This is a genomic window from Burkholderia territorii, assembly GCF_001718335.1.
Taxonomy (GTDB): Bacteria; Pseudomonadota; Gammaproteobacteria; order Burkholderiales; family Burkholderiaceae; genus Burkholderia; species Burkholderia territorii.
Genome location: NZ_CP013366.1, coordinates 3,151,409 through 3,165,670, shown reverse-complemented (window position 1 = coordinate 3,165,670; position 14,262 = coordinate 3,151,409). Strand labels below are relative to the sequence as shown.

The following is a 14,262-nucleotide window of genomic DNA, read 5'->3' as shown; positions in this document are numbered from 1 at the left end:
GTGCATCCCGTCCGGCATTCGCCTGACGGGACGCGACGTCCCCGTCAGTCGAGGAGTCGTTTTTTCAGTTTCAGCCCGGCCGCGCGCGTACCGGCCGCGATGGCGGCAAGGATCGAGGGCGAGCGCAGGGCAGCGGACATGGATGAACCGTGAAAAGGGCTGAGCGGCGATCTTAACACCGGATCCGGCGCCGGCGCGAGCGGCGCGCGCCGTTTAGCAGGATTCGAGATTTGCTTTGCACGACAGATTGGAAGGCGCGCAGCGCGCGGCCGCTAGAATGCCCGCTTACGTTTCGATGACGGCACGCACGCGTGCCGTCACGCACATTCACCACTCATGGAAACGGGGCATATCACGATGGCAAGCATCAACGGGATCGGCCGCTGGCTGCACACCGGCGCCGCGGTAGCGCTGGTCGTGGCGGCAACGGCCGCGCACGCGGACACGTCGATCCTGAACGTGTCGTACGACGTGACGCGCGAGCTGTACAAGGACATCAACGCGAGCTTCGCCGCCGCGTACAAGCAGCAGACGGGCGAGACCGTGACGATCAAGCAGTCGCACGGCGCGTCGAGCGCGCAGGCGCTGTCGGTGCTGCAGGGGCTGCAGGCCGACGTCGTGACGATGAACCAGCCGAACGACATCGACCTGCTCGCCGAGCGCGGCCAGCTGCTGCCGAAGGACTGGCGCGCGCGCTTTCCCGACGGCAGCTCGCCGTATTCGACGACGATGGTGTTCCTCGTGCGCAAGGGCAATCCGAAGGCGATCAAGGACTGGAGCGATCTCGCGAAGCCGGGCGTCCAGGTGATCATCGCGAACCCGAAGACGTCCGGCAACGGCCGCTACGCGTACCTCGCCGCGTGGGGCTACCAGAAGCAGAAGGGCGCGACCGATCAGCAGGCGCTCGACTTCGAGAAGGCGGTGTTCCGCAACGTGCCCGTGCTGGACTCGGGCGGCCGCGGCGCGACGACGACCTTCACGCAGCGCGGCATCGGCGACGTGCTCGTCACGTTCGAGAACGAGGTCGCGCTGATGGACACGGGCGCGTCGGGGGCGGAATTCGACGCCGTGTATCCGTCGGCCAGCATTCTCGCGGAGCCGCCCGTCGCGGTCGTCGACAAGGTCGTCGACAAGAAGGGCACGCGCAAGGTCGCGCAGGCGTATCTCGACTACCTGTACACACCGCAGGCACAGGAGATCATCGCGCGGCACCATCTGCGCCCGCGCGACGCGAACGTGCTGAAGAAGCATGCGGCCGAGTTCAAGCCGCTGAAGACGTTCAGCGTCGAGCAGGTTTTCGGCAGCTGGGCGAACGCGCAGAAGACCCACTTCGCCGACGGTGGTACGTTCGACCGCGTGATCGTCGACCGCAAGTAAGCACGCCGCGCGGCGAGCGCCGAGCGCCGAGCGCGTGCCGGCGCGGCGGCTGCGAAACCGGCTGCAATACCGGCCGCCCATGCGGCCGGATTTTCGCGCTCGTGCGGAAAGCCCGCCGCGCACTCCCAGGCGCGGCCTTCGCGTGCTACGCTCATCGCCTCCCTGCTTCAGGCCTCGCGCGATGAACGTCGATTCGTCCTCCCCAGCTTCCCGCGGCCGTGGCCGCAAGCTCTGGTCGGGCACCCGCCCCGTGGTTGCATACGGGATGCCGCCGCCCGGCTGGCGCGACCTCTATCACCGTGCGCTGACGGTGAGCTGGCCTGTATTCTTCCTGTCGCTCGCCGTGCTGTTCCTGCTGCTCAACGGCGGTTTCGCGGTGCTTTACCTGCTCGGCCACGCGTCGATCGCGAACCAGTCGCCGGCCGGGTTCCTCGGCGCGTTCTTCTTCAGCGTCGAGACGCTCGCGACGGTCGGCTACGGCGACATGCATCCGCAGACCGTCTACGCGCACCTCGTCGCAACGTTCGAGATCTTCATCGGGATGTCGGGCATCGCGCTGGCGACCGGTCTCGTGTTCGCGCGCTTCTCGCGGCCGCAGGCGAAGATCCTGTTCGCGCGTTACGCGATCGTGCGCCCGCTGAACGGCAGGATGACGCTGATGGTGCGTGCCGCGAATGCGCGCCAGAACGTGATCGCGGAAGCGCAGGCGAAGCTGCGGCTGATGCGTGTCGAAGGCACGCACGAGGGTTATACGCTGCGCAAGATTCACGACCTGCCGCTCGTGCGCAGCGAGCATCCGATCTTCCTGCTCGGCTGGAACCTGATGCACGTGATCGACGAAACGAGCCCGCTGTTCGGCGAGACCGCCGAGTCGCTCGCCGCGCGCGACGCGTCGCTGCTGATCACGATCGAAGGCTCGGACGAGACGACCGCGCAGGTCATGCAGGCGCGCTACTCATGGGCGCATGCGGAGATCCGCTGGCGTCACCGCTATGTCGACCTGATGCACGACGAAGACGGCATCACGCATATCGACTACACGCATTTTCACGACGTCGTGCCGGTCGACGCCGATACGGACGAGCGCGGCTCGCCGGGCGTGGTGGTCGGGGCCGACGCGGCAACGCAGACGCCCGGGCCGGCCGCATGACGTCGGTGACGGGCGCGAGCGCGCGTTGGCATTCGGGCACGGTTGCCGCGCCCGAATGCCGTGCCCGTCACGCGTCACGCATGCAGCAGACGCGCCGCTTCCCGCTGTTCGACGGCGACCGCGCGGCGATGGCCGTCGCGATCCTCGGCCCGTGCGACATAGTCGCCGAGCACGCCTTCGTGCGGCAGCAGATGCGCGTCGAATGCGATCTTCAGCGTGCTGGCGAGCAGCAGGTCGGCCGCAGTGAAGCGATCGCCGACGAGCCAGCGGCTATGGGCGAGCGTTTGCGCGAGCGCACGCTGCACGCGCGTGATGTTGCCCCAGCCGAAGGCGACCGGATTGCCCGACGCGCCGGTGAATTTCTCGGCCATCGCGGGTTCGAGGCAGGTCGGCGTAAAGAACATCCATTGCAGGAAGCGGCCCCGCAGCGGATCGTCCGGCGCGATGCCGAGCCTGGCGCCCGGGCAGCGATCGGCCAAATAGAGCAGCACCGCGCCGGATTCGGCGAACGGTTCGCTGCCGTCGTCGAGTGCGGGCAGCTTGGCCATCGGATTGACCTGGACGAACGCGTCGCTGCCCTGTTCGTGCGAACGCAGGTCGATCGGCACGAGCTCGTAGACAGCGCCGATTTCCTCCAGCATCCACAGCGCCCGGAATGCCCGGGTCTTCGGCCAGTAGTAGAGCTTCATCGCGCCTCCGCGTATCGGTGTGCGTGTCGGTTCGGTGGATGCTCAAGCGTACCCGAGCGGGCGCGGTTCGGACAGGGGCGCAGGGCAGCGCGCGGGTAACGAATTTCCCGCAAAGCCGCATGCTACCGAAGTTCATCAAATAACTAGTTATCGACTAACTATCTTTTGAATCGATGCACGAATACCCGCCGGCCCCGGCCGCGACGACACTTGCGCGACTGCTTTGCAGCCGCCGCGTCGCCGGCTGGTCGCGCGAATCCGCGCGACGTTCATCGGCGGGGCTCGACCGAGCGATTCAATTCAAGGCCAGGCGAAGCGCATGCGCCGAGTCGGGCGCTGCGTGATGGACAACGAGCCGATTCGAACACACCACGGAGAAACAGCAACGAATGACGAACGACGATCGCACCACGATCATTGCCCGACGCACGCCGGAATCGGCCGCGATGCGCGCGGAGCTCGAGCGGACGATGGCGATCGCCACGCGGCTCAATCGTCTGACGTTCGACGATGCGGACGAAGTCCGGCAGTTGTTCGGAGAACTGATCGGCAAGCCGATGGACGACGGCTTCCTGCTGATCCCGCCGTTCTACGCGACGGGCGGCGCTAACATGCGCATCGGCCGCAACGTATTCGTCAACCAGAACTGCACGTTCTACGACCTCGGCGGCCTCGATATCGGCGACGACGTGATGATCGGCCCGAACGTGAGCCTCATCACGTCGGGCCATCCGCTCGAGCCGTCCCGCCGACGCGACGCCGTCGTCGCCCGGCCGATCGTGATCGGGCGCAACGTGTGGATCGGCGCGGGCGCGACGATCATCGGCGGCGTGACGGTTGGCGAGAACTCGGTGGTCGGCGCGGGTTCCGTCGTGACGCGCGACGTTCCGGCGAATACGCTGGTCGGCGGAAACCCGGCGCGGATCATCCGTTCGATTGCCGACTGAGCGCTCGCAAGCGCCGCCTGTTGCGCCGCGAATGTGGACAACCGGCCGCACCAGCCACTCGAAATGCTGTGGATTCGAACGGTGAGCGTGCCTGCGCAGGCCGAATCGGCGGGGCTTTGCGGCATTCGACGCGAATCGATGGCGGCGGAATGCGCCGACAGTGTCGATGTGGCGGCGATGAATTTTTGCGGCAGACCGGTTGTGGATATTCCTCGCTCGGAACCACTCGGCACACTGTGCATTTCACCGGTGAGTGCGGCTTCGTGCGAGCGACGCGCGATGCGCGGTGTGGACAACCTGCCTCCCGACGAGGAAAAAAGCTGTGCTCCCGAACAGTGAGCGCCGTTGACCGATCGCGCGAGAGCCTTCCCTGATGCGGCCTTCCGTGCGGTGAGCGAAATTCGGAGCGCCACGCATTCCCGCAGCACGTGCAGAACGACGACGGGATCGCACGCGTATCGCGGTGTGGATATCCTGCCGCAGGATCGACTCGAAGCGCTGTGAATCTCAACGGTGAGCGTTGGCTTGCTCGCCCGGTCGGTAACGTCGATCGCGGCTTCGAGGGTCGCGCATTCTAACCGCACTCGCGATCGTGCGCTTCATTCGAGTGTGCGCCGCGATGTGGATATCCGGCCGCGCCAGCCAGTCGACTTGCTGTGTATTTCAACGGTGAGGGGCTGCGCGTGCTGCGCGGCTGCGTCGGTGCGAGGCCGGATCGGCGGGCCTCGGCGGGGTTGCGGGCGCCGTCTGAATCGGCGACTGCGTGCGATGCCGTGCCGACACTCACCGTGGAAATTCACAGCGTTCCGAGTCGTCGCGAGTCGGGTTGTTCACACCGGAATCGTCGGTCTCGTTCGATCGCGATGCCGACGCTCACCGCTCGAATTCACAGCGTTCCGAGTCGCCGTGAATCGGGTTGTTCGCACCGGAATCGACGGTCTCGTTCGATCGCGACGCCGACGCTCACCGTTAGAATTCACAGCGTTCCGAGTTGTCGCGAGTCGGGTTGTTCACACCGGAATCGGCGGTCTCGTTCGATCGCGATGCCGGTGCTCACCGTTGGAATTCACAGCGTTCCGAGTCGTCGTGAATCCGGGTTGTTCACGCCGGAATCGACGCTCCCGTTCGATCGCGATGCTGCTGCTCACCGTTAGAGTTCACAGCGTTCCGAGTCGTCGCGAATCGGGTTGTTCACACCGAAATCGATGCTCCCATTCGATCGCGATGCTGCCGCTCACCGTTCGATTGCACAGCGTTCCGAGTCGTCGCGGATTGGACTGGCCACACCAGAATCGGTGTCCTCGTTCGCGCACGCGACGGTGCTCACCATCGAAATTCACAGTCTTTTGAGTGTGTGCCGGCGGCGATATCCACACGCGTTCCCGCACGTCGTTCGGCAGCGCCACGATGCGTACCGATGAGCGCCGAAGCCCCGCCAGTGCTCGCGCTGCGGGCGCCAATCCGCGCCGAGGCTGGCACCCGGACCGCGCCCGCCGAACGCACGCCTGCCTTGCCGCGACGACCGGGCCGCTGCCCAGGAACGACGCACCGGCGGACAGCCGTGTGGATATCGCGCGGCGGAATCGACTCGCAAGTCTGTGGATGCGACAGGTGAGAGCGAACGTCGCAGCGGACGGACGGGAGTCCGGCGATGTGGATATCTTCCACCGACATCGACTCGGCTTGCTGTGAATGTCGATGGTGAGTGTCGCCATCTGCTCAACCGCGGACCGATGATCGATGTGTGGACATCCGCCCACCGACGCGACTCGAAACGCTGTGCAATCGACCGGTGAGCGCGCCCGCCCGTTTCGCCCGCAGCGCGGGATTGTGGACATCCCGCCTCCACGACCAATCCGAACGCTGTGCGTTCGATGGGTGAGGACGCCCCCGCTTCGCCACGCGAACCCTTGCCGCGCGGCCCCCGAGCGCCGACCACTGCGCGCTCCGGTACGCTTCCCGCATATCCCCGCGTGTTCGAGGCAACCGCCTCGCCCGGTCCGACACGCATCCAGACACCGCCCGCCGCCCCGCGCGAAAACTCTCTCAATTTACGGTCAAAACCTGCGCGGTTTTTCTCACTCGGGGCCGTCCCGAGCAAGATGAGAAAAAACTTTCTCGCCTTCCCGCGAAAAAATAGAGCCATCCCGCCGCCGTCGGCCGGGCGTCGCCCGACGCCCGCCGCGCGGCCCGGAACAGAACAGCACAATCAGGAGACATCCCCATGACCGCCCGACTGCCCGTCGACGGCACGCCCGCTCTATCCGACTACCGCCTGACCGACAACCTCACCGCCACGCGCGGCCGGATCTTCCTGACCGGCACGCAGGCGCTGGTGCGCCTGCTGCTGATGCAGCGCGCGTCCGACATCGCGCAGGGGCTGAACACGGCCGGCTTCGTCAGCGGCTACCGCGGCTCGCCGCTCGGGATGGTCGACCAGCAGTTGTGGAAGGCGAAGAAACTGCTCGACGGCAGCGGCGTGCGCTTCCTGCCCGCGATCAACGAGGAACTCGGCGGCACGGCCGTGCTCGGCACGCAGCGCGTCGAGGCCGACCCGGAGCGCACCGTCGATGGCGTGTATGCGATGTGGTACGGCAAGGGCCCGGGCGTCGACCGTGCCGGCGACGCGCTGAAGCACGGCAACGCATATGGCTCGTCGCCGCACGGCGGCGTGCTGGTGGTGGCGGGCGACGACCATGGCTGCGTGTCGTCGTCGATGCCGCACCAGAGCGACTTCGCGATGATCGCGTGGCACATGCCGGTCGTGAACCCGTCGAACATCGCGGACATGCTCGAATTCGGCCTGTATGGCTGGGCGCTGTCGCGCTTCTCGGGGGCGTGGGTCGGCTTCAAGGCGATCTCGGAAACCGTCGAATCGGGCTCGACCGTCGATCTCGACGCGCTGCAGACGCAATGGCCGGCGCCGGCAGGCTTCACGCCGCCCGCGGGCGGCCTGCACAACCGCTGGCCCGACCTGCCGAGCCTCACGATCGAGGCGCGCCTCGCGGCCAAGCTGGACGCCGTCCGCCATTTCGCGCGCACCAACAGCATCGACAAGTGGATCGCGCCGAGCGCGCACGCGAACGTCGGCATCGTCACGTGCGGCAAGGCGCACCTCGACCTGATGGAAGCGCTGCGCCGGCTCGATCTCACCGTCGCCGACCTGGAAGCAGCCGGCGTGCGGATCTACAAGGTCGGCCTGTCGTATCCGCTCGAGATGACGCGGATCGAAACCTTCGTCGACGGCCTGTCGGAAGTGCTCGTCATCGAAGAAAAGGGCCCGGTGATCGAGCAGCAGATCAAGGACTACCTGTACAACCGCGCGGACGGTGCGCGCCCGCGCGTGCTCGGCAAGCACGACGCCGAAGGCGCGTGCCTGCTGTCCGAGCTCGGCGAGCTGCGCCCGTCGCGCATTCTGCCGGTGTTCGCCACGTGGCTCGCGCGGCACAAGCCGGCGCTCGATCGCCGCGAGCGCGTCGTCGATCTCGTCGCGCCGCAGATCCTGTCGAACGAAGCGGACGCAGTGAAGCGCACGCCGTACTTCTGCTCGGGCTGCCCGCACAACACGTCGACGAAGGTGCCGGAGGGCTCGATCGCGCAGGCCGGCATCGGCTGCCACTTCATGGCGTCGTGGATGGAGCGCGACACGACGGGCCTGATCCAGATGGGCGGCGAGGGCGTCGACTGGGCCGCGCACGCGATGTTCACCAACACGAAGCACGTTTTCCAGAACCTCGGCGACGGCACCTACTTCCACTCGGGCATCCTCGCGATCCGCCAGGCGGTCGCCGCGAAGGCGAACATCACGTACAAGATTCTCTACAACGATGCGGTCGCGATGACGGGCGGCCAGCCGGTCGACGGCAGCATCTCGGTGCCGCAGATCGCACGGCAGGTGGAGGCGGAGGGCGTGTCGCGCTTCGTCGTGGTGTCCGACGAACCGCAGAAGTACGACGGTCATCACGGCCTGTTCCCGAAGGGCACGACGTTCCATCACCGCAGCGAACTCGACGCGGTGCAGCGCGAGCTGCGCGAGACGCAGGGCGTCACCGTGCTGATCTACGACCAGACCTGCGCGGCCGAGAAGCGCCGCCGCCGCAAGAAGGGCGAGTTCCCCGACCCGGACAAGCGCCTGTTCATCAACGATGCGGTGTGCGAAGGCTGCGGCGACTGCGGCGTGCAGTCGAACTGCCTGTCGGTCGAGCCGCTCGAGACGCCGCTCGGCCGCAAGCGCCGCATCGACCAGTCGTCGTGCAACAAGGATTACTCGTGCGTGAACGGCTTTTGCCCGAGCTTCGTGACGGTCGAAGGCGCGGCGCTGAAGAAGGCCGCCGGCGCGGCGTTCGACGAGGCGGCGCTCGCCGTGCGCGTCGACGCGCTGCCGGTGCCCGCGACGCATCTCGATGCGGCGCCTTACGACATGCTCGTCACGGGCGTGGGCGGCACGGGCGTCGTGACCGTCGGCGCGCTGATCAGCATGGCCGCGCACCTCGAGGGCAAGAGCGCGTCGGTGCTCGACTTCATGGGCTTCGCGCAGAAGGGCGGCTCGGTGCTGTCGTTCGTGCGGATCGCGTCGAGCGACCGGTGGCTGAACCAGGTGCGCATCGACACGCAGCAGGCCGACGTGCTGCTCGCGTGCGACATGGTCGTCGGCGCGAGCGCCGAGGCGCTGCAGACGGTGCGCCACGAGCGCACGCGGATCGTCGTCAACACGCACCGGATTCCGAACGAGTCGTTCGTGCAGAACCCGGACGCGAACCTGCACGCGGATGCGCTGCTCGAGAAAATGCGCCATGCGGCCGGTGAAGGCTGCCTGTCGAGCTGCGACGCGCAGGCGCTCGCCGCGAAATTCCTCGGCGATTCGATCGGCGCGAACATCCTGATGCTCGGCTATGCATGGCAGCTCGGCCTCGTGCCGGTGTCGCTCGCCGCGATGATGCGCGCGATCGAGCTGAACAACGTCGCGGTGCCGATGAACAAGCTCGCGTTCGCGATCGGCCGGATGGCGGCCGGCGACGCGGCGGGCCTCGACGCGTTGTGGAACGCGCGTCATGCGGTGGCTGCCCACGCGGCGCCGGAGACGCTCGACGCGCTGATCGCCGATCGCGAAGCGCGCCTCGACGCATACGGCGGCGCGCGTTACGTCGAACGCTACCGCGCGCTGGTGAGCGCGGCGCGCGCGAAGGGCGACGATGCGCTGACGCGTGCCGTCGCGACGACGTTCTACCGGTTGCTCGCGGTGAAGGACGAATACGAAGTCGCGCGACTGTATGCGGACGGTGCGTTCCGCTCGGCGCTCGAAGCGCAGTTCGAAGGCGTGCCGGGGCAAGACTATCGCGTGAAGTTCAACCTGGCGCCGCCGACGGTCGCGAAGGCCGGGCGCGACGGCAGCGTGCCGAAGAAGCGCGTGTTCGGCCAGTGGATGTGGCCGGTGCTCGGCACGCTCGCGCGCGTGCGCGGCCTGCGCGGCACGTGGCTCGATCCGTTCGGCCGCACCGTCGAGCGCCGGATGGAACGCGCGCTCGCGCACGACTACGAGACGACGCTCACGCGCGCGCTCGCCGCGACGACCGCCGCCAATGCGGCGCAGGTCGCGCAGCTGGCCGAACTTCATGCGCGCGTGCGCGGCTTCGGTCACGTGAAGGTGCGCAACCTCGCGGGCGTGAAGCGCGCGGAGCGCGAGCTCGCGCTGCAGCTCGGCATCGACGCCGCGACCAGCGCGGCCGTGCAGCACGCGCTCGACGAAATGAAGGGCGCGGGGATGCTGAAGGGAATCCCGGTCGTGGTCGCGAAGTAACGCGAACGCGCGCGGATGTGCACACGGCGACGCTCACGCGTCGCCGTTTTTGTTTGGGGCCGTCAAGCAGCCGGCAACGAACTCCGGCATCGCGCCGACATGACCGGAGCCGGCGCGGCCGCCCTTTGTCGAGCCAGGCCGCGCAGCGAGGGGCACTTCGCCATCGGGCTAGACGATTCCTTTCTTGCGCGTCGACAGCGCCGTTTCAGACAGATCGATTTCGCGGATCAGCTTCGTCAGCGTCTCGTCGGAAATCTTGCTTTCGCTGCGCAGCCGGTACAACACCGAACGTTCCGCGCGCACGGCCGCGATACGCATCTGCAGTTCCATCGTTTCGGCCTGCCGCGCTTCGGCGCGCGGCGTCGGGCCGTCTTCGGCGAGCGCGGCGAGGCGGCGGCGATACTGGTCCATCACGCGTGCGGAGATGTCCGCGCAACGTGCGGCGCCCGATTCGTCGAGATCGGCCGAGATCGCGTCGTGCGACGAGTCGATCGCGCGGATCGCGGCTTGCGCGGCGGCCGCGCGCGCGGTGCGCTCCTCGTCGGCGAGCGGGTTGCGCGTCGAGCGCACGCCGCGCAGCAGCAACGGCAGGCCGATTACCGCGACGATCAGCGAACCGAGGATCACCGCCGATGCGATGAAGATCGCGGTGTCGCGCCCGGGCAGCGGCGTACCGTCGGCCAGTGCAACGGGGATCGACAGCACGCCCGCGAGCGTGACCGCGCCGCGCACGCCGCCGACCGTCATCACCGCGATCGTGCGCACGCCGGCCATCGTGCCCGCGAGGCCGTGGCGCGCGGCGCGGCGGCTTGCGATCCAGCGCAGCAGCCAGACCCACAGAAAGCGGATCGCGTACAGCGCGAGCATCATCGCGCACACGTTGAAGATCATCCGGCCGACGAGCGCGTCGCTGGTGTGATGCGCGTCGACGAGCGCGCGGCCGATGATGTGCGGCAGCTGCAGCCCGAGCATGATGAACACCATGCCGTTGAATACGAACTCGATCATCGCCCACGTGCTTTCGGCCCGCACGCGCGAGGCGACCGTGCTTTTGCGCGAGAAGCTCGTGTAGTTCATCATCATCCCGGCCGATACGGCCGCGAGCACGCCCGACAGCTCGAGATGCTCGGCGAACAGATAGGCGGCGAACGGCACGAGCAGCGTCATCACGATGCCGGGGGCCGGATCGCCTTCCTGCTCGGCGTTCAGGAAGCGCGTGGACAGCGCGCTGAACAGCCACGCGACCGCCGCGCCCGTCGCGAGCCCGCCGGCGGCGACGATCACGAACGTGATCGACGCGGCGCGCAGCGAGAACATGCCGGTGAGCGCGGCCGCGACCGCGAACTTCAGCGCGACCAGGCCCGACGCATCGTTCATCAGCGCCTCGCCTTCGAGGATGTGCATCAGTTGCGGCGGAATCCGGCCCTTGCCGGCGATGCCCGACAGCGCGACCGCATCGGTGGGCGACAGCACCGCGGCGAGCGCGAACGCGATCGGCAGCGGCAACTCGGGTATCAGCCAATGCGCGAAGTAGCCGACCGCGAGTACCGTCATGAACACGAGCCCGAACGCGAGCATCAGGATCGCGCGGCGCTGCAGGTACAGCTCGCGTTTCGGGATCCGCCAGCCGTCCGCGAACAGCAGCGGCGGAATGAACAGCAGCATGAAGATTTCGGGATCGAACGTGACGTGCAGGTTCAGCTTCGGCCACGCGAGCATCGCGCCGAACGCGATCTGCATCAGCGGCAGCGGCAGTCGCAACGGCAGGATGCGTGTGACCGCGCCCGACAGCGCGACGGTCAGCAGCAGGATCAGGACTGTGAAGACGATTTCCATCGATACGGCAATTGAGCAGAATGAAACGACCGTACGGAGTGTAGCGTGACGCCGTGACGGGTGCGTTCGAGTGGGCCGGTGCGGGTGCACGCAAACGGTGCATCCGGCCTGCGCCACGCTGGTGCGGCGGCGCCGCACGCAGGCGTGGCGCGTGGTTCAAGGGCTTGCACGGAGCTTGCTTGATGCTTGCGTACCGTCCGGCACCGTCCGGACAACCGAGGATTCCACCATGACAATGCGCGCGCCGTTTCAAGCACTCGCCGCGTTCCGCTTCATCGCCAGGAGGGCGCCATGACGATCGTGCAACAGGAGCGTCCGGCCGCCGCTTCACCCTATCGTTTCGAGCGGGAGATGAGCTCCGGCCTCGAACGCCTCGCGACGCAGCATCGCGACCTGATGCTGACGACGGTGTTCCAGCCGATCTTCAGCCTGTCGCACCAGCGTGCGGTCGGCTACGAGGCGCTGTTGCGCGCCCATGATGCGCTCGACCGGGCGGTGTCGCCGCTCGACGTGTTCGGCGAGGCCGCGCGCCAGGGCGAACTGCTGCAGCTCGACCGGCTCGCGCAGGCGCTCCATCTCGAGAACTTCGCGCTGCTCGGCGCGGAGCGCGAGTGGCTGTTCCTCAACGTGCATCCGGGCGTGCTCACCGACCCGTTCCAGGCCGCCGCGCTGCTCGCGAACCTGAAGCGGATCGGCATGCCGCCGCGCCGCGTCGTGCTCGAAGTGCTCGAACAACGGGCGGACGACATCGAGCGGCTCGCCGAAGCCGTGCGCGAATTCCGCGCGCAGGGTTTCCTGATCGCGCTCGACGATTTCGGCGCCGGCCATTCGAACCTCGAGCGGATCTGGCAGCTGAACCCGGACATCGTGAAACTCGACCGGATCATGCTGTCGCACGCGGCGCACCGCACGGGCCTCACCGCGATCCTGCACGGGCTGGTCACGCTGCTGCACGAGGCCGGCAAGCTCGTGCTCGTCGAGGGCATCGAGACCGAGCACGACGCGCAGATCGCGCTGTCGTGCGAGGCCGATTTCGTGCAGGGCTATTACTTCGGCCGCCCGGCGCCCGGGCTGCCCGACAGCGCGACGGCGACCGGCTGTATCGGCGAGCTGACCGAGCGCTTTCGGCAACAGACCGAAGCGCGCGAGCGGCGCGACGCGCAGCGGCTCGCGCCGTACCTGCGCGCGTTCGAGCGTGCAGCCGAGCGGGTGGCGGCCGGCGAGCCGCTCGACGAGGTGTGCTGGAACTTCCTCGCGCTCGATGCTGCCGCGCGCTGCTTCCTGCTCGACGCGCGGGGCCGGCAGGCGGGCCGCAATGTCGTATTGCGCGCGGACCGCGCGCTTGCCGAGGCGCGCTTTTCGCCGCTCGCGGATGCGCAGGGCGCGAACTGGCTGCGCCGGCCGTATTTCCGCTCGGCGATCGCCGAGCCGGGGCGCGTGCAGGTGACGCGCCCGTACCTGTCGATCAACGAGGCGCAGCCGTGCGTGACGCTGTCGGTGGCCGTGCGCATCGGCGATGCGCAGCACGTGCTGTGCGGCGATATCGACTGGATCGACGAGGAAACGGACGACGCATAGCGACGGCGACGCGCTGGCGCCGTTCACGCCGCTCGGCTAGGATGCGCGAATTGTCCTGACGATTCGCGAGCCGCCGATGAACCGAACCGCCGCTTCTTCCGTCCTCCTCGAAGTGATCGCCACCACCGTCGGCGATGCGAAGGCCGCTGCCCGCGCGGGCGCCGACCGCCTCGAACTCGTGACCGCGATCAGCGAGGGCGGGCTCACGCCGAGCGTCGGCCTGATCGAGGCCGTCGTCGCGGCCGTGCCGATTCCGGTCAACGTGATCGTGCGGCCGCACAGCCGCTCGTTCGTCTACGACGCCGACGACCTGCGCGTGATCGAACGCGACGTGCGCGCGGCCGTCGCGGCCGGTGCGAACGGCGTCGTGTTCGGCGCGCTCGACGCGCGCGGTGACGTCGATCTCGGTGCACTCGAGCGCGTCGCGGCGGCGGCGGACGGGCGCGACCTGACGTTCCATCGCGCGTTCGACGTGTCGCGGGATCTCAACGCCGCGTTCGACGCGCTGCTGCGCGTGCCGGCCGTCACGTCGGTGCTGACGTCGGGCGGCCATCCGTCGGTGCTCGACGCGGTCGCGACGATCACGCGGCTGGTACGGCACGCGGCGGGCTCGAGCTGCACGGTGCTGGCCGGCTCGGGGCTCACGATCGACGCGGTCGGCGATTTCGTGCGCGCGACCGGCGTGCGCGCGGTGCATTTCGGCTCGGGTGTGCGGCCGCGCGGCGAAGTGCTGGCGCCCGTCGACGAACAGCGCGTCGAGCGCGTGCGCGCGGCGCTCGACGGTGCGGCGGCGCATGTTTGACGGGCGGCGCTGAACGCCGAGCGCTGACGATCGGGCGAAAAAAAGCCGGGGCATGCCCCGGCTTTTTCATCTGCTCGCGAACGACG

Annotated in this window: 9 protein-coding genes; 7 read left to right on the top strand and 2 right to left on the bottom strand. The window is 68.0% G+C overall.

Annotated features, from left to right (window positions below):
* Positions 1–357 precede the first annotated feature (357 nt).
* Entirely contained in the window at positions 358–1,377 is a 1,020-nt protein-coding gene (locus WS51_RS25070; RefSeq protein WP_059768680.1) for a sulfate ABC transporter substrate-binding protein, read from the top strand.
* Positions 1,378–1,558: 181 nt separating this feature from the next.
* Positions 1,559–2,527, top strand: coding sequence for an ion channel (locus WS51_RS25065; protein ID WP_059807834.1), 969 nt, complete (start codon positions 1,559–1,561; stop codon positions 2,525–2,527).
* 74 nt (positions 2,528–2,601) lie between these two features.
* On the opposite strand, the gene WS51_RS25060 is transcribed toward WS51_RS25065, so the two are convergent.
* Positions 2,602–3,216 (bottom strand): glutathione S-transferase family protein, encoded by a 615-nt coding sequence (locus tag WS51_RS25060; protein ID WP_057928595.1) that lies wholly within the window; start codon positions 3,214–3,216, stop codon positions 2,602–2,604.
* A 389-nt stretch (positions 3,217–3,605) separates the two neighbouring features.
* On the opposite strand from WS51_RS25060, the gene WS51_RS25055 reads away from it, so the two are divergent.
* The 3 genes from WS51_RS25055 to WS51_RS25050 all read left to right on the top strand — a co-directional run bounded on the left by WS51_RS25055 (position 3,606) and on the right by WS51_RS25050 (position 9,960).
* Positions 3,606–4,163, top strand: a complete 558-nt coding sequence (locus tag WS51_RS25055; RefSeq protein ID WP_059952273.1) for a sugar O-acetyltransferase — start codon at positions 3,606–3,608, stop codon at positions 4,161–4,163.
* 63 nt (positions 4,164–4,226) lie between these two features.
* On the top strand, positions 4,227–4,502 hold the full coding sequence (locus WS51_RS32220; protein WP_155773613.1) for a hypothetical protein: 276 nt from the start codon (positions 4,227–4,229) through the stop codon (positions 4,500–4,502).
* A 1,885-nt stretch (positions 4,503–6,387) separates the two neighbouring features.
* Positions 6,388–9,960 carry an indolepyruvate ferredoxin oxidoreductase family protein gene (locus tag WS51_RS25050; protein ID WP_069229901.1) on the top strand — a complete coding sequence of 1,191 codons (3,573 nt, stop codon included), beginning with the start codon at positions 6,388–6,390 and terminating at the stop codon, positions 9,958–9,960.
* Between the two features lie 168 nt (positions 9,961–10,128).
* Here WS51_RS25050 and WS51_RS25045 read toward each other — a convergent pair whose 3' ends face one another.
* Positions 10,129–11,796, bottom strand: a complete 1,668-nt coding sequence (locus WS51_RS25045; RefSeq protein ID WP_059507849.1) for a Na+/H+ antiporter — start codon at positions 11,794–11,796, stop codon at positions 10,129–10,131.
* A 291-nt stretch (positions 11,797–12,087) separates the two neighbouring features.
* Here WS51_RS25045 and WS51_RS25040 point away from each other — a divergent pair, with 291 nt between their 5' ends.
* The gene (locus tag WS51_RS25040) at positions 12,088–13,374 is read left to right on the top strand and encodes a sensor domain-containing phosphodiesterase (protein ID WP_059451578.1); all 1,287 of its coding nucleotides are present in this window, start codon (positions 12,088–12,090) and stop codon (positions 13,372–13,374) included.
* A gap of 76 nt (positions 13,375–13,450) precedes the next feature.
* On the top strand, positions 13,451–14,176 hold the full coding sequence (locus tag WS51_RS25035) for a copper homeostasis protein CutC (RefSeq protein ID WP_059507848.1): 726 nt from the start codon (positions 13,451–13,453) through the stop codon (positions 14,174–14,176).
* The last annotated feature ends 86 nt before the right edge of the window (positions 14,177–14,262 follow it).